Source organism: Streptomyces sp. NPDC020958 (assembly GCF_055562175.1).
This window is the reverse complement of sequence record NZ_JBVHFU010000005.1, coordinates 61672-83476: the sequence shown is the minus strand read 5'-3', so window position 1 is coordinate 83476 and position 21805 is coordinate 61672. Positions and strand designations below refer to the sequence as shown.

The 21805-nt window shown below is 71.0% G+C and carries 20 protein-coding genes, 1 tRNA gene and 3 pseudogenes; 6 read left to right on the top strand and 18 right to left on the bottom strand.

What is annotated here, in order from left to right; genetic code table 11:
- Positions 1-50: 50 nt before the first annotated feature.
- A pseudogene (locus tag ACZ3KP_RS17375) lies at positions 51-710 on the bottom strand (alpha/beta fold hydrolase); the annotation flags it as partial.
- A 181-nt stretch (positions 711-891) separates the two neighbouring features.
- Between ACZ3KP_RS17375 and ACZ3KP_RS17370 the strand changes: the two are divergent.
- Complete coding sequence (locus ACZ3KP_RS17370) at positions 892-1296, top strand: hypothetical protein (protein ID WP_467500425.1); 405 nt, start codon at positions 892-894, stop codon at positions 1294-1296.
- 1 nt (position 1297) lies between these two features.
- Here the strand turns inward: ACZ3KP_RS17370 and ACZ3KP_RS17365 are convergent, their stop codons facing one another.
- The 8 genes from ACZ3KP_RS17365 to ACZ3KP_RS17330 form a co-directional block, all read right to left on the bottom strand.
- Positions 1298-3766, bottom strand: a complete 2469-nt coding sequence (locus tag ACZ3KP_RS17365; protein ID WP_467500423.1) for a SpoIIE family protein phosphatase — start codon at positions 3764-3766, stop codon at positions 1298-1300.
- A 112-nt stretch (positions 3767-3878) separates the two neighbouring features.
- On the bottom strand, positions 3879-4970 hold the full coding sequence (locus ACZ3KP_RS17360) for a CU044_5270 family protein (protein ID WP_467500421.1): 1092 nt from the start codon (positions 4968-4970) through the stop codon (positions 3879-3881).
- Entirely contained in the window at positions 4967-5623 is a 657-nt protein-coding gene (locus ACZ3KP_RS17355) for an RNA polymerase sigma factor (RefSeq protein ID WP_467500419.1), read from the bottom strand. The genes ACZ3KP_RS17360 and ACZ3KP_RS17355 overlap by 4 nt, the downstream gene beginning before the upstream one ends.
- Before the next feature lie 164 nt (positions 5624-5787).
- Positions 5788-6996: a sugar ABC transporter permease gene (locus tag ACZ3KP_RS17350; protein ID WP_467500947.1), complete on the bottom strand. Its 1209-nt coding sequence runs from the start codon at positions 6994-6996 to the stop codon at positions 5788-5790.
- On the bottom strand, positions 6987-7766 hold the full coding sequence (locus ACZ3KP_RS17345) for an ATP-binding cassette domain-containing protein (RefSeq protein WP_467500417.1): 780 nt from the start codon (positions 7764-7766) through the stop codon (positions 6987-6989). The genes ACZ3KP_RS17350 and ACZ3KP_RS17345 overlap by 10 nt, the downstream gene beginning before the upstream one ends.
- A 33-nt stretch (positions 7767-7799) precedes the next feature.
- Positions 7800-8912, bottom strand: coding sequence for a sugar ABC transporter substrate-binding protein (locus ACZ3KP_RS17340; protein WP_467500415.1), 1113 nt, complete (start codon positions 8910-8912; stop codon positions 7800-7802).
- A 478-nt stretch (positions 8913-9390) separates the two neighbouring features.
- Positions 9391-10344 (bottom strand): hypothetical protein, encoded by a 954-nt coding sequence (locus ACZ3KP_RS17335; RefSeq protein WP_467500413.1) that lies wholly within the window; start codon positions 10342-10344, stop codon positions 9391-9393.
- A 252-nt stretch (positions 10345-10596) separates the two neighbouring features.
- Positions 10597-10926, bottom strand: coding sequence for an antibiotic biosynthesis monooxygenase family protein (locus tag ACZ3KP_RS17330; protein WP_358972062.1), 330 nt, complete (start codon positions 10924-10926; stop codon positions 10597-10599).
- A 238-nt stretch (positions 10927-11164) separates the two neighbouring features.
- Between ACZ3KP_RS17330 and ACZ3KP_RS17325 the strand changes: the two genes are divergently transcribed.
- Positions 11165-12151, top strand: a complete 987-nt coding sequence (locus ACZ3KP_RS17325) for a Yip1 family protein (protein WP_467500411.1) — start codon at positions 11165-11167, stop codon at positions 12149-12151.
- Between the two features lie 139 nt (positions 12152-12290).
- Here the strand turns inward: ACZ3KP_RS17325 and ACZ3KP_RS17320 are convergent, their stop codons facing one another.
- The 3 genes from ACZ3KP_RS17320 to ACZ3KP_RS17310 form a co-directional block, all read right to left on the bottom strand.
- Positions 12291-12809, bottom strand: a complete 519-nt coding sequence (locus ACZ3KP_RS17320) for a phosphoribosyltransferase (RefSeq protein ID WP_358972068.1) — start codon at positions 12807-12809, stop codon at positions 12291-12293.
- 10 nt (positions 12810-12819) lie between these two features.
- Positions 12820-13395, bottom strand: a complete 576-nt coding sequence (gene dcd, locus ACZ3KP_RS17315) for a dCTP deaminase (RefSeq protein WP_123975552.1) — start codon at positions 13393-13395, stop codon at positions 12820-12822.
- An 88-nt stretch (positions 13396-13483) separates the two neighbouring features.
- The gene (locus tag ACZ3KP_RS17310) at positions 13484-13642 is read right to left on the bottom strand and encodes a hypothetical protein (protein ID WP_358972071.1); all 159 of its coding nucleotides are present in this window, start codon (positions 13640-13642) and stop codon (positions 13484-13486) included.
- 272 nt (positions 13643-13914) lie between these two features.
- Between ACZ3KP_RS17310 and ACZ3KP_RS17305 the strand changes: the two genes are divergently transcribed.
- Positions 13915-13988 (top strand) — tRNA-Gly (locus tag ACZ3KP_RS17305).
- 49 nt (positions 13989-14037) lie between these two features.
- Here ACZ3KP_RS17305 and ACZ3KP_RS17300 read toward each other — a convergent pair.
- From ACZ3KP_RS17300 to ACZ3KP_RS17285, 4 genes and pseudogenes are all read right to left on the bottom strand, one after another.
- A pseudogene (locus ACZ3KP_RS17300) lies at positions 14038-14550 on the bottom strand (tyrosine-type recombinase/integrase); the annotation flags it as partial.
- 180 nt (positions 14551-14730) lie between these two features.
- Complete coding sequence (locus ACZ3KP_RS17295) at positions 14731-15438, bottom strand: hypothetical protein (protein ID WP_467500406.1); 708 nt, start codon at positions 15436-15438, stop codon at positions 14731-14733.
- Between the two features lie 11 nt (positions 15439-15449).
- Positions 15450-15920, bottom strand: coding sequence for a hypothetical protein (locus ACZ3KP_RS17290; RefSeq protein ID WP_467500404.1), 471 nt, complete (start codon positions 15918-15920; stop codon positions 15450-15452).
- A gap of 755 nt (positions 15921-16675) precedes the next feature.
- A complete protein-coding gene (locus tag ACZ3KP_RS17285) occupies positions 16676-17290 on the bottom strand; it encodes a TetR/AcrR family transcriptional regulator (protein ID WP_467500403.1) in 615 nt (204 codons plus the stop codon).
- 137 nt (positions 17291-17427) lie between these two features.
- On the opposite strand from ACZ3KP_RS17285, the gene ACZ3KP_RS17280 reads away from it, so the two are divergent.
- From ACZ3KP_RS17280 to ACZ3KP_RS17270, 3 genes are read left to right on the top strand one after another with little or no spacing between them, the layout of a single operon-like run.
- Positions 17428-17886 carry a cupin domain-containing protein gene (locus ACZ3KP_RS17280; protein WP_467500401.1) on the top strand — a complete coding sequence of 153 codons (459 nt, stop codon included), beginning with the start codon at positions 17428-17430 and terminating at the stop codon, positions 17884-17886.
- Between the two features lie 58 nt (positions 17887-17944).
- Positions 17945-18763, top strand: a complete 819-nt coding sequence (locus ACZ3KP_RS17275) for an alpha/beta fold hydrolase (RefSeq protein WP_467500399.1) — start codon at positions 17945-17947, stop codon at positions 18761-18763.
- 14 nt (positions 18764-18777) lie between these two features.
- Positions 18778-20196, top strand: a complete 1419-nt coding sequence (locus ACZ3KP_RS17270) for a DHA2 family efflux MFS transporter permease subunit (protein WP_467500397.1) — start codon at positions 18778-18780, stop codon at positions 20194-20196.
- A 556-nt stretch (positions 20197-20752) separates the two neighbouring features.
- Here the strand turns inward: ACZ3KP_RS17270 and ACZ3KP_RS17265 are convergent.
- Complete coding sequence (locus ACZ3KP_RS17265; RefSeq protein WP_467500395.1) at positions 20753-20998, bottom strand: hypothetical protein; 246 nt, start codon at positions 20996-20998, stop codon at positions 20753-20755.
- 188 nt (positions 20999-21186) lie between these two features.
- Positions 21187-21794, bottom strand: a pseudogene (locus tag ACZ3KP_RS17260) (site-specific integrase); the annotation flags it as partial.
- Between the last annotated feature and the right edge of the window lie 11 nt (positions 21795-21805).

The window sequence follows — 21805 nt, the reverse complement described above, 5'->3', positions numbered from 1 at the left end:
CATCGACCCGACGCCTCGTCGGCGTGCAACCCCGCCCCCCGTCATCCCCGTCACCCTCGGCTCTCCGTCACCCCCGACCCCTCCCCGAACCGTGCGAGGGCCGCCAGGATCGTGTTCCGCATCGTGGGGCTGCCGGTGTGGCCCGAGTCGTCGATCACCTTGAGTTCCGCGTCGGGCCAGGCCCTGGCCAGTTCCCACGCCGTCTTCAGCGGGCTCCCGATGTCGAGACGGCCGTGGATCAGGACCCCGGGGATACCGGCCAACCGGTGGGCGTCCCGCAGCAGTTGACCGTCCTTGAGCCAGGCGTCGTGGGAGAAGTAGTGCGCGCAGATGCGGACGAAGGCCACCAGGGCGTCGTCGGGCCGGTTGCTGTACGCACCGGGATTGCCCAGTGTCTCGTGGGCGATGACCGCGTCCTCCCAGGTGGCCCACGCGCGGACGGCCGCGGCCCGGACCGCGTCGTCAGGGCTGTTCAGCAGCCTGTCGTAGGCGGCGACGAGATCACCGTCGCGGTCGGCGGCCGGCAGGGCGTCGCGGAAGGCCTCCCAGGGGCCGGGGAGCAGACGGCCGACCCCGCGGTAGAGCCAGTCCGTCTCCTCCGGCCGGGTCATGGTGACACCCGCGATGACGATCTCCGAGACCCGCTCGGGGTGGCGTTCGGCATAGGCGAGGATCAGGGTGGAGCCCCAGGAGCCGCCGACCGACCTCCAGGAGCCCGTGGGCGTACGGTTCGACGGGCGGGAACTGCTCGGGCATGGCGCTCTCCTGTCGCCGAGTGAGTGAACATCCACAGGTACTAGCAGAGTTGATCGAGAGACGGGGCAGCTACTCGGTCCGGTCTGAGTACGCGCACTCTGTTCGGCGGTTCAGGGCGGCCGGAATCCTGGGCGTATGGCTGAGGGAATGCGCGGGCCCGTTTCACGGGCGGTGGTGTCGGTGCTGGTGCAGGCCGCGATGTCGGTGGCGGCCTGGGCGGCGTGGCTGGGGTGGGACCAGCGGTACGACGTGCGGGCCGACGGGACGACGAGCGGGCCGTACGAGATGTGGCAGGTCCTGGGGCTCGGGACGACCCTGCTGGCGGTGGTGGTGGGCGCCGCCGCCCGGGGACACCGGGCCGGTGCCGTCGGCGGTACCGCCGTGGGCCTGACCGTCGCCGCCTACGCCGACTGGTCGGACGACGCGAGCGGGCAGTTCATGGTGGGGGTGATGCTGGTGATGGTGGGGACGTTCGTCGCCAGTGCCGTGGTGACCGCCGCGGTCGACTCGCTGCGCCCGGAACCGCCACCGGCGCGGTAGGTCACAGGGACGCGGGGAGCGTCTGTTCCGCCCAGATCGTCTTGCCGGTGGGGGTCTGGCGGGTGCCCCAGCGTTCCGAGAGCTGCGCGACCAGGAGCAGGCCCCGGCCGCCCTCGTCGTAGACCCGGGCGCGGCGCAGATGGGGGGCGGTGTTGCTGCCGTCGGACACCTCGCAGATCAGGGACGCGTCGCGGATCAGGCGCAGGGCGATGGGGCCTTCGCCGTAGCGGACCGCGTTGGTGACCAGTTCGCTGACGATCAGTTCCGTGGCGAAGGCCGCGTCCGTCAGCCCCCAGGCCGCCAGCTGCTCGCCGGCCATCTTGCGGGCCCCGGCGACCGCCGCCGGGTGCTGCGGGAGCTGCCAGGTGCGGACCTTCGCGGGGTCGAGGGCGGACGTGCGGGCCAGGAGGAGCACGATGTCGTCGGCGGGGCGGTCGGTCAGGACCGTGCGCAGTACCTGGTCGCACATGTCCTCCAGGGGCATGGCCGGGCCGCCGAGGGCCCCGCGGAGCAGGTTCAGGCCCACCTCGATGTCGTGGTCGGCGGTCGCGACCAGACCGTCGGTGTAGAGGGCGAGCAGGCTGCCCTCCGGCAGGGCCATCTCGACGGACTCGAAGGGGAGACCGCCGAGGCCGAGCGGGGGTCCGGCCGGGAGGTCGAGGAAGCGCACGTGGCCGTCGGGGGTGACCAGGGCCGGCGGCGGATGCCCGGCCCTGGCCATGGTGCAGCGGCGGCTCACCGGGTCGTAGACGGCGTAGAGACAGGTCGCACCGACCTCCCCCAGCGCCGCCCCCGCCTCACCCGCCCCCACTCCACCGGCTCCCCCCGGGGCTCCGGCGGCCCCGACCGGCGGTGTCTGCGGGCGGCCGGGGAACACCGGAGTCTCCTCGGGGTCGAGGCGGATGACCAGGTCGTCCAGCTGGGTCAGGAGTTCGTCGGGGGCCAGGTCCACGTCCGCGAGGGTCCGTACCGCCGTACGCAGGCGCCCCATCGTCGCGGACGCGCCGACGCCGTTGCCGACCACGTCGCCGACCACCAGGGCGACCCGGGCGCCGGACAACGGGATCACGTCGAACCAGTCGCCGCCGACGTCCGTGCCCGAGCCCGAGGGCAGATAGCGGTACGCCACCTCGGTGGCCGCCAGGCCCGGCGGCGGCCCCGGCAGCAGACTCCGCTGGAGCGCGAGGGCGGTACGGCGCTCGCGGGTGTAGCGGCGGGCGTTGTCCACGCTCACCGCGGCCCGCGCGACGATCTCCTCCGCGAGCCGCTGGTCGTCCTCGGTGAAGGACTCGGGCGTACGGTGCCGCACGAAGTGGACCAGGCCCAGGGTGACGCCCCGGGCGCGCAACGGCACCAACAGCACCGAGTGGATCATGTGCCGGGCGACGGCGTCGGCGCGGGCCTGGGAGGCGGCGATCCACTCCCGCATGCCGGGGTCGCCGGGGCTGTTGCGGGTGGCCCGGCCGCCGGTCAGGGCCCACATCGGGGGCGTGTCCGCCGGGTAGTGGACCGGCTCGCCCGGGGCGGCCGCCGACTCCGGGCAGCCCGGCAGGACCGACCGCTGCGCGGTACGGCGTACGGTCAGGGACCGGCCCGGCGGCAGCGGTTCCGGCTCGTCGCCCAGGGCGACGGACTCCAGCAGGTCGACGGTGACGTAGTCGGCGAACTGGCCGACGGCCACCTCCGCCAGTTCGTCGGCGGTCCGCCCCACGTCCAGGGTGCTGCCGATGCGCACGCTCGCATCGTTGAGGACGGCCAGGTGGCGGCGGGCCCAGTAGTGCTCGGTGGTGTCGAAGACGACCGCGGACAGGCCCTGCACCGCGCCGGTCTCGTCCTTCAGCGGGGAGAAGAACATCGACCAGGCGTGCTCGCGGGTCTCGCCGGGCGCCTGGCCGTGCTGCTCGTGGAAGACCGTCCGGCCGGTGCGCAGCACCTCCCGCTGCAGCCGGTCGTACTCGTCGAAGGGCGGCCCGGCCTCGATCTCCCGCAGGGTCAGGCCGCGCATCTCCGCGACGGACAGGCCCATGATGCGGGTCATGGCCTCGTTGGCGGTGACGAGCCGGGCGTCCCGGTCGTAGATCGCCACCGGCATCGGCAGCTGGGCCAGCGTGAGGTCCCACAGGGCCGCCGCGCCCGCCTCGCCGCGTCCGGAAACGGTCGTCCGCGCCGCGCCGGTGACCAGCCAGAGCGGCCGGTCGGCCCCGGCGGTCAGCGGGGTGCCCTGCAGGCGTACGACGACCCGGTCGCCGTCGCGGTGCCGCAGCGCCACCTCGGTGGACCAGCGGTGCCCGGCGGCGAGGTGGCGGCGCGCGGACGGGGGCAGGCGCCCGGCGAGCAGGGACCGGGCCGGCCGGCCGACGACCTCGGTGGCTTCGTAACCGAGCAGTTGCCGGGCGCCCGCGCTCCACACGAGGACCGCCCCGCCGGCGTCGACCACGACCGCCAGGTCCTCCGGTACGCGTGCGTCCATGGTGCCTCCGGGTGTCCGGGTACCCGCACCCGCTCCAAGGATCCCGCCGTGTCCTTGTCCGCTCAACCGCCGGCGAGCGGTCCCCCTGCCCCGCGGACGGCCCCTCCGGCGGTCAGGACGTCGCGGCGGGGGTCTGCCTGATGCCGTCCACGACCGTGCGTTCGAGGATCGCGGTGGTGAAGACGACGGTGCCGGGCGTGATCAGACCGTCGGCGCCGCTGTTCCTGCGCACCTGGACCGAGCGCTCACCGAGGAAGACGTGGCTCTTGCTGTCGAAGATCCACTCCTCGCGCTGTCCGCTGGTCTCGTCGAGCCGGGCCACCGCCACACCGTGCCGGCCCACCGCGTCCGTCGCGTCGTCGACCACGACGACACCGGGGATCTTCGCGGCGGCCTTGAAGAGCGCCGGGTACAGCTCCGCCGGCGGGTAGCTCTCGCCGAGGAGGTCGCCGATGGTGGTGAACGCCTCCTGGTCGGGGGAGTTCCCCTGGCCCTTCGTCTCCTTGTAGATCTTGGCGAGCAGCTTGTCGGGGTCGGTGGTGAGCTTGGTGAGGTAGTCGTACGACGGGCCGTTCAGGGACGGCTTCGGGGTGTTGCCCTGCTCGTCCGGGAGGGACAGGGTCTCGCCCTCGGGGCTCTTGTTGACGGCAGGGTCGATCAGCCAGCCCTTGGTGCCGTCCGGGGACTTCCAGACCTGCCGCGTGTGCAGCGGGTGGCCGGCCAGGGAGGACGTGCCGTCGACGGTGCGGACGTAGCTGTCGGCCGACTTGGACTCGATGTAGATGTACTGGCCGGGCCGGACGGTGGGGCGGGAGGCCGAGGTCTCGGTGGCGGCCAGGGAGATCTGGTCGAGCAGCCGGGTGACGCCCTTGGTGGTGGCCGCGCCGACGGTGGTGGTGAGGGCCGGGCCGGCGTCCCGCACGCCGTTGCCGTCGTGGCCGGTGAGGGTCACTCCGGCGACGACCGCCGCCGCGAGCCCGGCCGCCGTCAGCGGCAGGGCGATCGCCGGACGGGGAAACCGGCGGCGCCGCTCCGGTGCGGGGGGCGTGGTCCGCTCCGTCTGCCGCATGTCGTGGATCTGGGCCATCAGTCGCTCCTTGTGGAACTGGTGGCGGCCCGGCGGCAGGTCCCGCGCGGTGGCGGACAGCAGCTCGGCGCCGCCGTCGCCCTCGGCCGGGTGGTTCCGGGAGGTGTGCACGGTCATCGTCGTCCTTCCTGTGCGGGCCGGATCACGTGGGTGTGATCACCTCTTGTCTGTCGGGAGCGGCGGCCGGCTTCCCGGATTCCGCGAGTTTTTTCGGGCAGTGGCCCGGCCGGCGCGGGACCGGTGAGGTCACGCAGCTTCCGGCGGGCGCGGGAGAGCCGGGAGGCCACGGTGCCGACGGGGATGCCGAGCGCCTCCGCCGCCGCCTCGTAGTCGAGGCCCTCGCCCAGACAGAGCGTGACGACCTCGCGCTCGGGCCTGCGGAGTCTGCTCAGGGCGGTCAGGGCGGCGGCGAGGCGGTGCCCGTCGTCGACGCGGTCGGCCACCTCGTCCGCGTGGTCGGGCACCGACAGCTGTGCCGCCGCCGCGGCGTTCGCGGCGGCCCGGTACCGGCGGTTGCTGCGGAACTGGTTGCGGGCGGTGTTGGTGGCGATGCCCAGCAGCCAGGGGCGCAGCGAACCGCCCTCGGGGTCGACGCGGTCGCGCAGCCGCCACGCCTCCAGGAAGGTCGCGGCCATCACGTCCTCGGCCACCGACCAGTCGGCGGTCAGCCGGAAGGCGTGGTTGTAGACGGCGCGCGAGTAGCTGTCGAACAGCTCCGCGAACGCGCTCGGCTCCCCGGCCCGTACCCGGGTACGCATATGTGTGCTCACGTCACTGAGCTGTCCGGCACGCCCCACCCCCTTCCCGTGATCCGGACCACACCCGAACCCCGACCCTCGTCGCCACCTCGGCCGCCGGACCGACGCCCCGAGTCTGCCGCCCCCGGCTCCCCACCTCGCACATCGTCAGAGGCATGACCTCGGCCGTGTGCTCGCTACGCCCGTTCCCGGGGGGTCGCTCCAGGGCGGGTGAGGGCGTCGGAGACCACCGCGATCAGCAGGACGGCGCCGGTGATCATGAACTGGACCGCGGGCTGGACGCCCAGGAGCGCCATGCCCGAGGCGATCGACTGGATGACGAGGACGCCCAGCAGCGCCGACCAGGTCGAGCCGTGGCCCCCGAAGAGGCTGGTACCGCCGATGACGGCGGCGGCGATCGCGTTGACCAGCAGCATGCCGGAGCCGGGCACCGGGGTCGCCGAGGTGAGCCGGGAGGCGACGAACAGCCCGCCGACCGCGGCCAGCGCCCCGGACACCAGGAACACCGAGACCCGTACCCGCGCCACCGAGACCCCGGCGCGCAGGGCCGCCTCCGCGCCACCGCCGAGGGCGAGCACCTGCCGCCCGTACGAGGTGCGGCGCAGCAACAGGTCCGAGCACACGAGGACCACGAGGAAGACCAGGAGGGCGAGGGGCAGCCCCTCGAAGCGGGACAGGACGAACGCGGCGGCGAAGGCGACCACGGCGAGCAGCGCGCTGCGGACGCAGATCTCGCCCGTCGGCCGGTGCGGCAGCCCGAGGCCGGCGCGCCGCCTGCCGTCGCGCAGGCCGGCGACGAGGTAGCACGCCGTGCCGACCGCGGCCAGGCCCCAGGTGGCGCCCGCGGTGCCGAAATACCGGCCGGTCAGCGCGGCGACCAGCCCTTCCCCGCTGAAGCCGATGGAGGTCTCCGGGCCCAGCAGGTAGAGCATCAGGCCGTTCCAGGTCAGCAGCCCCGCGAGGGTCACCACGAAGGCGGGCACCCCGGTCTTGGTGTACACGAACCCGTGGAAGGCGCCGGCGGCGGCACCCGTCGCGACCGCGACGAGCACGGCGAGCCACTCCGGCATCCCCTGGTTCACGTTCAGCGTCGCGAACAGGGCACCCGACAGCCCGGCCAGCGAACCCACCGACAGATCGAGTTCGCCGATCAGAAGGACGAAGACGACCCCCACGGCGACCGTCCCGGTCCCCACGATGTCCACGCTGAGCACGGACAGGTTGCGCGGCGAGAGGAAGTTGGCGTTGAGGCTCTGGAAGACCGCCCAGATCACGGCGAGGGCGAGCAGCACCGGGGCCGGCCCGAGGCCGCCCTCGCGCAGCTGCCGGCGTGCCGTGCCCGCGTACGCCGCGAGCCGGCCCCGGTACCCGTCCGTCACGGCCAGCTCTCCTCGGAGTCGGCCGGGCGGCGGGGCCGGCCGGAGTGGTCCGCCGCCCCCGTGATGGCGCCGATGATCTGTTCCTGGGAGGTGGTCCCCACGTTGAAGAGGCCGTTGTTGCGGCCGAGGCGCAGCACGGCGACCCGGTCCGCGACGGCCTTGATGTCCCCCATGTTGTGGCTGATGAGCAGCACCCCGGCGCCCCGGTCGCGGAGGTCCTCGATCAGGTCGAGGAGCTGGTTGGCCTGTTCGAGGCCGAGCGAGGCGGTGGGTTCGTCGAGGAGCAGCAGGCGGGGCTCGCTGAGGAAGGACCGGGTGATCGCCACGACCTGCCGCTGCCCGCCGGTCAGGGTGGCGAGCGGGGCCCGTACGTCGGGGATGTGCAGGGGCAGGATCCGCAGGACCTCGCGGGCGCGGCGCTCCATCTCGACCTCGTCCAGGAGGCCGTGGCGGTGGATCTCCCGGCCGAGGAAGAGGTTGCCGACGACGTCGAGGTTCCCGCACATCGAGAGGTCCTGGTAGACGGTCGCGATGCCGAGGGCGCGGGCGTCGTGCGGACGTTTGATCTGGACGGGGCGGCCCTCCCACTCGATGTCGCCCCTGTCGGGGGTCACGACCCCGGAGATCACTTTGACCAGCGTGGACTTCCCGGCGGCGTTGCCTCCCACCAGCGCGACCACCTCTCCGGCCCTGATCTCCAGGTCGACGTCCACCAGCGCCTCGACGGCGGCGAACCGTTTGCAGACGCCGTGCAGCGCCAGCAGGGGCTGAACCACGGGGCCACCACCTCCCTCACCCGTGGGGCGGGCTCATCGGGTGAGTCCCGCCTTGGCGCAGGCGGACCGGAGTTTAGGCGTACATATCTGATCGATGCGGTATATACCGTCCTTCACCAGCGTGTCCTTGATCGTGCCGGCTGTCACCGGGTACGACGGCAGCAGCACGGACGGGATCTTCTTCGTGGTCGGGCCGGCCACGGTGCCGGTGGCGACGGAGGCGACCGGCTCGCCGCGGCCCAGGGCGACGGCCATCCGGACGGCGGCCGCGGCCTCGGCCCGGTAGGGCTTGTAGACGGTCATGTACTGGCGGCCGGCCACGATCCGCTGCACGGCCGCCAGATCCGCGTCCTGCCCGGTCACCGGGGGCAGCGGCCGGACCGCACTGGCGTCCAGCGCCGAGATCACCGCGCCGGCGAGGCTGTCGTTGGCGGCGAGGACGCCGTCGATACGACCGGCGCCCAGGGCGGCGATGGCACCGGACATGTTCGTGTAGGCGTTCTCCGGGCGCCAGCCCGCGGTGTCGTACGACGTGCCGATCCGTACCTTGCCCCGCAGGACGGAGAGCGCGCCCCGCTCGTACCAGCCGGCGTTCGGGTCGGAGGTGGCGCTGTTCATCATGACGATCTGGCCGCCGTCCGCCTTCCTCCCCATGGCGGTGAGCAGCGCCCGGCCCTGGAGCCGGCCGACCGTCTCGCCGTCGAAGGTGACGTAGCCGGAGATCGGGCCCTGGGCGAGCCGGTCGTAGGCGACGACCGGAATGCCGGCCCGGTGCGCGGCCTCCACCGAGGAGCGCAGCACCTTGGGATCGATGGCGGCCACGACCAGGACGTTCACGCCCCGGGTGATCAGGGCCTGGAGCTGTTGCTGCTGGACGTCGGCGTCGGGGGTGGCCGCGACGACCGGCGCCGGGCAGTGCGGGCACAGCCGCTTCAGCTCCTGCTCGATGAGCGGCCGGTCGAACTGCCCGAACCGCGAGGCCCCGCCGCCCGGCAGCAGCACGCCGACGCTGAGCCGGTCGCCGCCGCTCCCGCCGTCGCCCCCGCAGGCGGCGCCGAGCACCAGCCCGGCCCCGACCGCGACGGTCACGCAGGTGCGGGCGAGGAAGCCGCGCCGCGTGCCCGCAGGCCCGATGCCGAGACCCATGACCGGTTCCTTAGGTTTCGTCCTGACTCGTCCCGTAAGAGGAGTCTGACATCCACCGTCCGCACCGTCACCCGGCCTGCCCCGAGCGCCCGGCCGATCCCGGGGGCGGCACACCGGCCGACCGTGCGGATCCGCCGTCGGGGAGCGGCCCGCCGGAGAACTCCTGCGGTGCCCGGAAACGCACGGCTGCGGCGCGTGCCCGTGAGGACGTCGAAGAGGTCGAAGCAGCCAACGACGGCTGCTCAGCAAGGAGCGTTGCCTCAACCCTCGGGAAGTGGTCCATGGCATCTACGAACTGGCCTCCTCTTCGCGTAGGCGCCGCCACGTCTCCTGCCGGTCCGCGTTCAGGAGGCACCTGCGCAGGGCTTCGCGCCCCGGGCCTCCAGCCAGGCGGTAGCGATCGCTGCCGCGCGTGACGGCGTCGACGGCCTCGCCGACGGCGGCAGCTCGTCGGCAGGGCCGCATCGCACACAGCCCCTCACCCTCCGGTGAAGTAGGACGGCTGACGGACGCTCATGCTCCGGGCGACCGACGTCAGCACGGCCGCGCTCACCGGCGGCGAGGTCGCCTGGATGTCCGCCACCGTGTCGCCAACCCGGATGTAGTAGGAGACGTACTGCGAGTTCCCCGAACGCCACACGTCCGGCGCGACGGCGGTACAGGCGGGAGCTGGGACGGGATAGGTGGAGTTGATCGCGGCGCAGTGCGACGGTGGGGTGAACTGCGGCTGCACGGGCGCGACGACGACCTGGATCTCGCGATGCAGCTCCGCCATGCTGGTCGCCTGCCGGCCGTCGGGGGCAAGACGGTAGAAGAAGGTGGGAGCGGTGAGGGTCTCGGTCCCGACACCTTCGATGTGGTAGCCGCTGGGGACCTGCGGTCCCAGCAGCGGGACCGAGCTCGCCGACAAGGCCGCCTCCTGCCGGCTGTCGTCGACCCGCGAGACGACGAACGTGTTCACCGGCACCACCAGCGCAAGCGCCACCACCGTCGCCACGCGCGGCAGCCACGGGCGCAGAGACGCGGTGAACCACGCCGCGAGGGCGAAGGCGGCAGTCGGCAGCGCGAACCGGACCCAGCTGACGCCGCCCGGTAGCGCGGGGAGGCGGTCCACCGCCGTCAGATACCGCAGCAGGTACCAGCTCAGACCGACGCCGAGCAGCGCGGTGAGCCATGCCGGACGCACCCCCAGCATCCGCAACACCGGCCACCCGACGACAAGCAGCACGAACGGGGTGGCGTCATCCCACAGCACGACCACCCCGACGCAGCCCCAGCCGGGGGCGTTCCGGCAGGCGGGGGAAGAGACCAGCAGCCACTCCGCGAGGAACAGCGCCACCATGAGGCCGAGCCCCACTCCGGCGGCACGCAGCGTGCGCCCGCTCGGCCGCCGCGGCCCCGGTACCGGTTCGGCTGCCCCCGCGCTGCTCACTGCGCACCCCCGTGCTCGTCTTCCGCAACGGGAGCACTGTCCCGCACCTCGCCTGCCCTTCACCTGAGTACGCGTACTCAGGTGAAGGGCGCTCAGTGGGGATGTCCGGGTCGGATCCTGCTCCGTCCATCGCGGCGCATTGCGGGCGTGCGCCCACCTCGAAGGCCGGAGCGGACCACCCCAGCCACGGCGTACCCCGCCGCGCGGGAGCGGAGCGAGCCGCCCTGTCGCGTGGAGAAGGCCGTAACTGATCTAAGCGTTCTTGGGTTCAGCCTGCTGGACCACTTCGAAGGACCACAGAGTCGACCCCGTAGCGGCCGGCTGCGGCTTCTCGCCGCCCTCCTTGCCACCACCCTGGTGCGCCGTCTTCATGGGCCCCTCCATCCACGCCTGGAAGGACTCCTCGTCACGCCACCGCGTGTACACCAGGTACTGATCGGTCCCCTCGACCGGCCGCAGCAGCTCGAACCACTCGAACCCGTCCGAGTTCTCCACGGCGTGCGCCCGCGACGCGAACCGCTTCTCCAGCGTCTCCCGCTGCTCGGCCGGCACTTCCAGTACGTTGATCTTGACTACGCTCATGCCTGCATCTTGCCGCACGGGTGATCAGAAGAGCGTGAGCGACGGGGACCCTCCCTTCGGTCCGCGGGCCGGCCCGCACGACGGGCGCTTCCGTGCCCGCGTCGGCCGCTGAGCTGCGGCGACCGGCGTCGCTCGGCCCTGAGGGTTCCCCTTAGGGGATGTCACAGGTCTGCGGCAATGGCGGGCTCGGACGGCCGAGCCCGCACGCGACCCTTCCGGACCGGGTACGTTCGAGGACGTGGCTGGATTCAGGATCGGACGCGGCGGCCGGGACACCCGTGCCCCGCAAGCGCGACCGCAACAACCCGCGTACGGGCAGCAGGCGCCGCCCCAGGGCTACGGGGGGCAGCCGGGGCCGTCGTACGGGCCCCCGTCGGCCCCGCGGCCCCCGCAGCCGTCGTACCCGCAGCACGGCGGCGGGTCCGGCTGGCCGCAGGCGCGCGGCGGCCACCCGGGGCAGCCCGGTCCCGGGCAGGCGGGCGGCGACGGCCCCGAGTACTTCGGCGACGACAACGGGTACGGCGGATACAACGGGTACGGCGGCGGCCAGGGCGCCGGTGCCCGTGACCCGTACGCGGCGAACCAGCCGGGTCACACCCAGGCCTTCTCGGTCGACGAGGCCGAGGGCTACACCCAGGGCGCGACCTACCACGCCGGTTCGGCCGTGCAGTCCGGCCCGATCGGCCCGCGGCTGCACTGGAAGGACCTGCTGAGGGGGATCGTGCTGGCCCCGAACCAGACGTTCCTCCAGATGCGGGACTACGCGATGTGGGCCCCCGCCCTCATCGTGACCTTCCTCTACGGCCTGCTCGCGGTCTTCGGCTTCGACGGCGCCCGCGCGGACGCGATCAACGCCACCCTCTCCAACGCGATCCCGATCGTCCTGGTGACGGCGGTCGCGATGGTGCTCTCGTCCTTCGTCCTCGGTGTGGTGACCCACACCCTCGCCCGCCAGCTGGGCGGCGACGGTGCCTGGCAGCCGACGGTGGGCCTGTCCATGCTGATCATGTCGGTCACGGACGCCCCGCGCCTCCTGTTCGCCATGTTCTTCGGCGGTGACGCGGGCTTCGTGCAGATCCTCGGCTGGGCCACCTGGGTCGCCGCGGGCGCCCTGCTCACCCTGATGGTCGGCAAGTCCCACGACCTGCCGTGGCCGAAGGCACTGGGCGCGTCGGCGATCCAGCTGATTGCACTGCTGTCGATCGTGAAGCTGGGCACGTTCTGAGCGAGTCCCCCAGCAAGGGAAGGGCCCCCGGCGCCGTCATCGCGGCGAGTTCCGGGGGCTTTTCCGCGTCGCAGCGGGCGGCAGCGTCACCTCAGCCCTGCTCGACGCGCCCGGCAGCGCGGAAGCCCGGCAGTCCGGGTCAGAGTGCTTCCTTGTTCTCCTTGGGGGCGGTCCCCGACTTGTGTACCGGAGGCAAAACAGACCACGGGAAGTTGATCCAGTCGTCGGTGCGCTTCCACACGTACTCGCACTTCACGAGAGAGTGGGACTTCTCGTAGATCACGGCGGAGCGGACCTCGGCGACCGTGTCGAGGCAGAAGTCCCGGACGAGCTTCAGCGTCTTGCCGGTGTCGGCGACGTCGTCCGTGATGAGGACCTTCTTGTCGCTGAAGTCGATGAGGTTGGGGACGGGCGCCAGCATGACGGGCATCTCGAGGGTGGTCCCGACGCCCGTGTAGAACTCGACGTTGACCAGGTGCAAGTTCTTGCAGTTCAGGGCGTAGGCGAGGCCGCCGGCGACGAAGACACCGCCGCGGGCGATGCTCAGCACTATGTCGGGCTCGAACCCGTCGTCGGCGATGGTCTGCGCGAGCTCGCGCACGGCGACGCCGAACCGCTCGTAGGTCAGGTTCTCCCGTACGGGACCATCGCTGCTCATGTCCGGTTCCTCACACCTGCGTCCGATGGAAGTTGAGGTAGGAGCGGGAGGCGGTGGGTCCGCGCTGCCCCTGGTAGCGGGAGCCGTAGCGCTCGCTGCCGTAGGAGTGCTCGGCGGGGGAGGAGAGCCGGAACATGCACAGCTGCCCGATCTTCATGCCGGGCCAGAGCTTGATGGGGAGGGTGGCGAGGTTGGACAGCTCGAGGGTGACGTGCCCGCTGAACCCCGGGTCGATGAACCCGGCGGTGGAGTGCGTCACGAGCCCGAGCCGCCCGAGCGAGGACTTGCCCTCCAGGCGCGAGGCGAGGTCGTCGGGGAGGGTGATGACCTCGTACGTGGAGGCCAGCACGAACTCGCCGGGGTGGAGGATGAAGGGTTCGTCGCCCTCGGGCTCCACGAGCCGGGTGAGGTCCGGCTGCTCGACGGAGGGGTCGATGTGGGGGTACCGGTGGTTCTCGAACACCCGGAAGAAACGGTCAAGCCGGACGTCGATGCTGGACGGCTGCACCATGGTTTCGTCGTAGGGATCGATCCGTACCCGCCCGGCGTCGATCTCGGCCCGGATGTCCTTGTCTGAGAGAAGCACGCCCCGAGGATACGCAAGGCGCGCGGACCCACGACAATCGTGACGAGTCCACGCGCCGGTGTGACTGCGGGTTTCCCTCTCCTACTCGCTACCGCTTCTCAAGAGCGACCGGTACGACGCTGCGCAGCCGGGCGCACTTGGGGCACCGGACGAGCCGACCGGGGCCGAGCCGCTCGGCCTGCTGCATCGGGAACGAAGTGGTGCTGAACACGTGCCCTTCGGCACAGCGGACGACGGTGCGTTCCATCAAGTCCCTTGAGTCCCTTCCCCAGGAGCCGCGTCGGGCCAACTGCCGTGACGACGGAAAGCCACATTACGGGATCAAAGGGACGGCTCTCCAGGCGGCACTCCGACCTCGCCGAGACCCGCTCCCGCGCCCCACCGTACGCCCCAACTCCGTTCCCCCGCAGCCGGATCCCATGCCTCCGAACACACACGGACTCCACGGTCCGAGCACCGGGGGTCTGTCATGAGGTACAGTGAGCGAGCGTTCGGACACCGACTCCGGTCGGTTTCTACGCGGGTGTAGTTTAATGGTAGAACATCAGCTTCCCAAGCTGAGAGCGCGAGTTCGATTCTCGTCACCCGCTCCATGCAGAAGGCCCAGGTCAGAGACCCGGGCCTTTTTGCTGTCCATCGTGATCAGCTGTCGCGTGCCAGATTCGTGCCAGAAGGCTTCTCAGGCGCTCTCTTCGCGGCAGCAGCCCGGGCCTTACGGACCGTGGCGTCCAGCCCGGCGGCGACCTCCTCCTGCCGCTCGTCGTCGGAGTGCTGATAGATCAGCGCGGCTTTCTCGGAGGACTGCCCGGCCCGGACCATGGTGTCCTTGAGCGTGGCCCCTGAGCGCGTGGACAGCGTGTGCCCCGTGTGCCGGAGATCGTAGAACCGGAAGCCCTCGGGCATGCCGACGATCTCCCGAGCCTTCCGCCACCTCCGCCCGAAGGTGCTGCGCCGGAAGGGAGCACCTTTCTCACCCACGAAGAGCAGCCCATCGGGCCCTTGCTCGGCGTAGCTCTCCAGATGCCAGCGGAGCTCCCGGTGGAGGAACGCGGGAAGAATCACAGTCCGGGTTCCGGCCTCGGACTTGGTGTCGCCCTGTACACGCCGCCCGTTCATCCGCTCCGGCTCGGCGAGGCGCACCCGGACGCGCAGGTTTTTTGCTGTGCATCGTGATCGGTTGTCGCGTGCCGGATCCGTGCCGGCGTTGATCTTCCGGGTCGACGGAGCTGTCTTCTGGCGTGGCCACAGCCGCCTGGTGGACCCATCCGCTCCGGGAGCCGATGGGCTCCCGGAGCGGGGGTCGATACGCGCGAGGCGGTTCCCGGCACTGTGCGGTCAGCTGCCGGAGAGCCAGTCCACCAAGTCGTAGACGGTATGGCAGTAGGGGTCGTGGACGTCCTTGCGCATGCGTTCCAGCTCGCCGAGAAGGAGGACCGGGAGCGCGGTGTGCACCGCTGTCACGCCGACCGTGACGGCACGTTTCTTGTCCCGGAGGGGGAGGTCGATGCCGAACGGGGGTGCGTCCTGTGACTCGGGGGTGTCCAGGTAGAGGCGGCACGTTGCCTGGTCCAAGAAGAGGAAGCCGCGTAGGCGCAGTTCTGGAGGGTCTTCCGGCTCTGGAGAGAGGGAGAACGCGACCGCGGCGGCGTGCAGTGCGTCCGGGACCTTGAATCGCGGCTCGGCGACGAAGGCGTGCACGAGGGCGGATGCGTCGATCACTGGGATCCCGAAGGCGTCGCGCGGTGCCTTCTCGGTCTCGTGTTCCGGCCAGTCGGACGCCACGCCGCGCAGCGCGGCCGCGATGTCCCCCGCGGGGATGTTTCCGCCCTGGGGGTCCGTGAGTGGCACGTCGTAGGCGACGGAGTTGTCGAGGTGCCGGCCGTCCCAGAGGACGACGCGGCTGGCGTCGGGTCGGTCCGGGGAGGTCATCACACCTCGGACGAGCCGGACGTCCGGTCCGAACGTGAAGGCTGTGACACGGCTCAGCATTTCATGCGCCAGCTGCGCCTGCAGACCGGACAGGCCCGCCTCGTCCCACGCCATCGAGTGCTCCGTCATACTCGGTTCAACGCGTCCGGGCATTTGTTGACACCCTGGCAGAACGCCGTGATCACGCCGATCTTGTCGTCGGTGTCGGCGAGCTTGTACTTGTGGTCGCTGGTCTCCCAGTGGTACTGCGCAATGACCTTGACCTTGGCGAGAATGATCCCAAGGGTGTCGTACAGCACCGCGCCGTATACCTTGCGGGTCTTCGTGCTTCCCCGCTCGGGATGCTCGTTGACCGCTGGCTTGATGACTTTCTCGCTGTGGATGTTGTGCGGTCCGGAGAAATGGGCCCAGCCGAAGGACCGGTTTCCCTGACGGGTTGGGATGTAGCGCCCGTCCTTGTCGTGGGCCACGAACTTCACCACGCTCCAGTGGCTGCTCGCGGCATCGTCGTCTGCCGCTGTGTCACCTTCGCCGGCATCGGAGTCGACCGCGGCGACGGCCTTGTCCGTGTCGTCCGCCGCTGTGGAATCGGCCACGGAGTCCGAATCGGCTACGGTTTCGTAAGTGAGCCCCTGCTGGGTTGCTTTGGCGGCTCCGAAGGTCTGGACATACTGCTCATCGGAGGCGAGGAGAAGCTGCCCCGCGTCTCCACCCGCGTCCGTTGTGCTGTCAACAGTGTTGGCCTGTGATGAGGTTGTGGTCCTGTCGGTGACACCGGAAGCGTCGGCCTACGCCGAGGCAGCTCCGAGAGTCACGGATCCGAGCAGGACAAACGAAGCCAATTTGGCTTTCACGCATTCCCCCATGTTCATGTGTTCTGATGCGAGGCACTGTGGTGCCGGAGGATGCCGTGGTCAGCGGCATCGCGCCGGATCAACCTAGCTGTTGGACATCGGGCCGATCCATACATTTGAACGACTGTTGATCGTTCGAGCCGGCCTCCCAGGCGTGCGCTTTCGCACCGGCCTCTGGCGACCGACGCTCGCACCCGGCCTCGGGATGCCTCTCGGCTGCTGCGCGGGGGCCCCTCGGCCTCTGGCCGGGTGGCGTGCCCACCGCGTGCCCATAAGACCGGTCAGGCACGGTCAACGGCGGTGCGGTCTGTCGCGCCCCGGTGGCGTGTCAGAGAGCACATACGCAGGTCAGACGGTTTCCAGCTCCCCAAGCGCCGTCGCTTCCCAAGCTGAGAGCGCGAGTTCGATTCTCGTCACCCGCTCCATAGCGAAGCCCCAGGTCAGTGGCCTGGGGCTTGTGCTTTATCGGAAACTCTTCAGAGACCTCCGCGCTCGGCTCACCCTCGCGCAGTCGTCCGCAGTGCGGCTTCGGTCAGAGTGGTCGCCGTGTGCACCGCGCTGGCGATGGCGTCGTCGGGGGTGAGGCCGCACAGGTCTGTGAGGGAGAAGAGGGCTTCTGCGCCGACGACCACGGCGAGGTCCCGCTTGAGCTGGGCGAGGGCTTCCGGATCCGTGACCCCGAGTGTGTCCTCCAGGGGGAGGAGCGCGAAGTCGATCAACCCGAAGCGGACCCCGGGCCTGGCGGTCGCCGTCTCCGGGCGGGTGATGGTGGCCGCGATCATGGCGCGCACCGCTCCCTGCCGGAGGAGTATGCCGCGCAACAGGAACTCGCAGGCGAAGGCGACCCGTTCGACGGGGTCGGTGGAGTCGGCGACCGGTGCGAGCGCCTCGGCGGGGGGCGGCCAGGCGCCGGCCAGGGCCTCGCTGATCAGCGAGGGAAGGTCGGGGAAGTAGCGGTATGCGGTGGCCTCGGAGACCAGGGCCGCGCGCGCGATGGCGGGCATGGTCACCTCGCCGCCCGTGCCGATGAGTTCACGGGCGGCCTCGACGATCGCTGTACGGGTGCGCTTCTTCTGGTTGGTGCGGCCGGTCTCCGCCTGCGTCGTTGCCACCAGTACGTCCCCTTTCCTGTCCGTCCATCCGTCGTCACCTTATCACTGGCCACTCTCGTCGTAAGAGTTCACTTGCATGATGATGCCGAACCCTCTAATCTCCTTCATGAGAGTCAACTCTCACGAAGGAGATGGCGATGACCAAGGTTTCCGTGGTAGGTCCGGACGACGGCGAGACGATCCATCTGGGACCGGCACAGATCCGCATCCTCGAGGACGGCAGCACCACCGGGCACCGTCTCGGCATGGCCGAGATCACCCTCGCCCCGCATACCGAAGGGCCCCCGCAGCACCGTCACGCCCAGCACGACGAGGGCTTCTACGTGGTCTCCGGCACCGTGCACTTCACCGTCGGGGAGACGACACATGCCGCACCGGCCGGCACCCTCGCGATGATCCCGCCCGGGGCCCCGCACACCTTCGCCAACCTCGGCGACGAACCGGCGGTGATGCTCAACACCTTCACGCCCGACCTGTACGTGCAGTACTTCCGCGACCTGCGGGACATGATCGCCGGCGGCCGGGAGCTGACCCCGCAGGCGACCGTTCAGGTGATGGGCCGTTACGCCACCGTGCCGGCGACCGACTACGCGTGACGGCGGCGTCAGCAGTCCTCGCCAACCCCCACCTCCGACAATCGACTTGGAGACTTCCATGACCGGCACCGCCCGCACTGTCACCCTCACCCTCGACTCCGGCGACGTCGACCTGAGCTTCACCGACGACGAGCGGGGCAAGGGTCACCCCTTCCTGCTCCTGCACGGCGGCGGCGGTCCGCAGACCGTCGCCGGGTTCGCCGGGCTCCTCGCCGAGCAATGGCCGGCGCGGGTCATCACCCCCGTCCACCCCGGCTTCGGCGGGACCGCCCGGCCCGACTGGCTGACCGACGTGCCCACCCTCGCCCAGGTCTACGTACGACTGCTGGAAGACCTCGGCCTGCAGGACGTCACCGTCGTCGGCAATTCCATAGGCGGCTGGATCGCCGCCGAAACAGCCCTGCTCGGCAGTGACCGGATCAGCAGCGTCGTCCTCGTCAACGCCGCCGGCATCCATGTCCCAGGCCACCCGGTCGCCGACCCCTTCGCCCTGACACCCGCCGAGCTGTCCGCTCTCTCTTTCCACGACGTCGAGAAGTTCCGCATCGACCCCAGCACGTTCTCCGACGAACAGCGCGCGGTCGGGGCCGCCAACATGGCCGCGCTGCAGGTCTACTCGGGCCCGCACACCATGGCCGATCCCACCCTGCGCGAGCGTCTGGCCAAGGTCACTCTCCCGGTCCTCGTCGCGTGGGGCGAGAGCGACCAGGTCGTCGACACCGCGTACGGACACGCGTACGCCGCCGCCATCCCCGGCGCCCGGTTCGAGCTCCTCCCTCGCACCGGTCACATGCCCCAGATCGAGACTCCCGGGCAACTCCTCCCTCTGGTCTGGGACTTCGCCGAAGCACACGCAACCCATCGGCCCACCAACTGAGCGCGGGAGCCCACGTGTCCGATCCCGTACGGGGGCGGCGCGCCCCCGTCCTCGCCGTCTGCTGCCTGAGCGTGCTGCTGGTCAGTCTCGACGTCACCGTCCTCAACGTCGCACTTCCCTCGATGCAGCGGTCCCTGGACGCGTCCGTCTCCGGCCTGCAGTGGACGCTCGACGCGTACACCATCGTCCTGGCCTCGCTGCTGACCCTGGCCGGCGCCACCGCCGACCGTGTCGGACGGCGGCGCGTCTTCCAGGTCGGTCTCGTGCTGTTCACCGGCGGGTCGGCCCTGTGCAGTCTGGCGCCCACGACGGGATGGCTCGTCGTCTTCCGTATGGTGCAGGCGGTGGGCGGCAGCATGCTCACCCCCGTCGCCATGGCCATCCTCGCCAACACCTTCACCGCACCACGGGAGCGGGCGCGGGCCATCGGCGTCTGGGGCGGGGTGGTCGGCCTGAGCATGGCGGCCGGGCCGGTCCTCGGCGGGGTACTGGTGGAGTGGGCCGGATGGCGGTCGGTGTTCTGGCTGAACGTGCCGGTCGGGCTGGCCGCGCTGACGCTCGCCGCGCTGGTCGTCCCGGAGTCCCGCGCGCACACGGCCCGACGCGCCGACCCCGTGGGCCAGCTGCTGGTGATCGTCCTGCTCGGCGCACTGACGTACGCCATCATCGAGGCGCCCGGAGAGGGCTGGACCGCGCCGATCGTGGCCTGCCTGATCATGGCAGCCGGCGCGCTGGCCGTCTTGATCCCGTACGAGAACCGGCGCGCCGAACCGCTGATCGACCCGCGGCTCTTCCGCAGCGCGCCTTTCAGCGGGGCCACCGCGACAGCGGTCCTCGCCTTCGGGGCGCTCGGTGGCTTCCTGTTCGCCAACACCCTCTACCTGCAACGGGTGGTGGGTCTGAGCGCCCTGGGCACCGGGCTGCACCTGCTGCCGATGGCGATACTGTCCCTGGTGTGCCCGCCGCTGTCCGGGCGGATCGTGGGCAGCCGCGGCCCGCGGATCCCCCTTGTCCTCGCGGGGGCCGGTATCGGTGCCAGCGGTGTACTGGCCGTTGCCGTCACCCGCTCCGCCCATCCCTCGGACATCCTGCTGTACGTCATATACGGACTGTTCGGTCTCGGCTTCGGCTTCGTCAACGCACCGATCACCTACACGGCGGTGTCCGGCATGCCGCGCGCCCAGGCCGGCGTCGCCGCCGCAGTCGCCGCGACCAGCCGTCAGGTCGGCTCCTCGCTCGGCATCGCGGTGATCGGCGCCGCGGTCGCATCCGGCGCGCGGCCCACGGCCTGGTGGATCATCGCCGGGTGCGGGGCGGCCATCCTGGTACTGGGCACCGTCACCTCCGGCCGCTGGGCCGCCGCCACCGCAGAACGTGTCGCCGCCCAGCTCGACCCCAACCCGCCGCGCGCCAAGGCGGACACCCCCGGCTGACCGTCACCGGTCTCACCGCCCTTCGCGAGCTGCACGTGCGCGTTCGACACAGCTGCCGCGTGCCGGATTCTCACCGGGACGTTGATCGCCTGGGTCGCTGGTGTCGACATGTGGCCCGCGCAACCTGCTGCAGGCGACGATCCGGCCCTACCGGCCGTCGTACGAGGGCTCGAGCGTGCTCTTGCCAGACGTCAACGCGATCCACGGACCTCCAGCTCTGCCGACTCCTCGCGCAGCCATCATCGGCCCGGCACCGGACGCGGTCGCCCCAGACCCGGAGGCGACGGAAACAGCGTTGCTGAACGTCCCTGGGAACTGGGCGCCGAAGTTCTCGACTGGTTCGCCTGCAGCCCGATCGCCGCGCAGGGCGGCGGCGAGCTCCCCCGACGGGATGTTTCCGCCCGTGGGGCCCGTGAGCGGCACGTCGAAGGCGACGAGCTGTCGAGCCGCTGCCCGTCCCAGAGAACGACGCGGCCGGCGCCGGGCCGGTCCGGGGAGGTCACCACACCTCGGACGAGCCGGACGTCCGGTCCGAACGTGAAGGCCGTGACACGGCTCAGCATTTCGTGCGCCAGCTGCGCCTGCAGACCGGACAGGCCTGTCTCGTCCCATGCCATCGAGTGCTCCGTCGTACTCGGTTCAACGCGTCCGGGCATTGGTTGACACCCTGGCAGAACGCCGTGATCACGCCGATCTTGTCGTCGGTGTCGGCGAGCGTGTACTTGTGGTCGCTGGTCTCCCAGTGGTACTGCGCGATGACCTTGACCTTGGCGAGAATGATCCCGAGGCTGTCGTACAGCACCGCGCCGTACACCTTGCGGGTCTTCGTGCGGCCCGGAGAAGTGGACCCAGCCGAAAGACTGGTTTCCCTGACGGGTTGGGACGTAGCGCCCGTTCTTGTCGTGGGCCACGAACTTCACCACGCTCCAGTGGCTGCTCGCGGCATCATCGTCTGCCGCCGTGTCGCCTTCGCTGTCATCCGAGTCGGCCGCGGCGACGGCGGGTGCGACCGGTGTGACGAAGGCCGTAGAAGCGGAAGCCGTCCGGGAGCCCGACGGCGGTGCGCGCCCGGCGCCACTTCCGGCCGAAGGACGTACGTCGGAAGGCCGCTCCCTTCTCGCCGACGAAGGGAAGACCATCGGGCCCCTTCTCGGCGTACCAGTCGAGGTGCCGTCTTACGTCCTTGTGCCGAGGACCGGGAGGACGACCGTACGGACGCCCGCATTGGTCTTGGTCTCGCCGGGAGCCCGCTTGCCGTTGGTCCGCTCGGGCTCCGCGACACGGACACGGACACGGATCAGCAGGTTGTCGAGGTCGACGTCCCGGCTGCGAAGGCCGGCCAGCTCTTCAGGCCGCATCGGACCGTACGCGCCGAGGTAGATCATGAGGCGACGGCGGATACCGATCGCGTCGGCGAGGGCGTCGACCTGGGCGACGGCCGGGATAGGGCGTTCGGCGGCTGATTCCTTGCCCGCGCCCTTGATCCGGCACGGGTTGCGGCTGACCAGTTCGTCGTCGACGTCGGTTTCCATGATGGCTTTGACGAGCCGGTACGCCTCGGCGACGGTTGTCTTTGCACCGGTTGCGCGGAGCCGCTCCTCCGCGACCA

What these genes read in the sequence shown, in the direction of transcription:
- ACZ3KP_RS17280 (WP_467500401.1), top strand. Translation starts at nt 17,428, where the DNA reads ATGACCAAGGTTTCCGTGGTAGGTCCGGACGACGGCGAGACGATCCAT.
- ACZ3KP_RS17365 (WP_467500423.1), bottom strand. Translation starts at nt 3,766, where the DNA reads ATGGACGCACGCGTACCGGAGGACCTGGCGGTCGTGGTCGACGCCGGC.
- ACZ3KP_RS17340 (WP_467500415.1), bottom strand. Translation starts at nt 8,912, where the DNA reads ATGGGTCTCGGCATCGGGCCTGCGGGCACGCGGCGCGGCTTCCTCGCC.
- ACZ3KP_RS17320 (WP_358972068.1), bottom strand. Translation starts at nt 12,809, where the DNA reads ATGAGCAGCGATGGTCCCGTACGGGAGAACCTGACCTACGAGCGGTTC.
- ACZ3KP_RS17360 (WP_467500421.1), bottom strand. Translation starts at nt 4,970, where the DNA reads ATGACCGTGCACACCTCCCGGAACCACCCGGCCGAGGGCGACGGCGGC.
- ACZ3KP_RS17275 (WP_467500399.1), top strand. Translation starts at nt 17,945, where the DNA reads ATGACCGGCACCGCCCGCACTGTCACCCTCACCCTCGACTCCGGCGAC.
- ACZ3KP_RS17370 (WP_467500425.1), top strand. Translation starts at nt 892, where the DNA reads ATGGCTGAGGGAATGCGCGGGCCCGTTTCACGGGCGGTGGTGTCGGTG.
- ACZ3KP_RS17330 (WP_358972062.1), bottom strand. Translation starts at nt 10,926, where the DNA reads ATGAGCGTAGTCAAGATCAACGTACTGGAAGTGCCGGCCGAGCAGCGG.
- ACZ3KP_RS17295 (WP_467500406.1), bottom strand. Translation starts at nt 15,438, where the DNA reads ATGGCGTGGGACGAGGCGGGCCTGTCCGGTCTGCAGGCGCAGCTGGCG.
- ACZ3KP_RS17310 (WP_358972071.1), bottom strand. Translation starts at nt 13,642, where the DNA reads ATGGAACGCACCGTCGTCCGCTGTGCCGAAGGGCACGTGTTCAGCACC.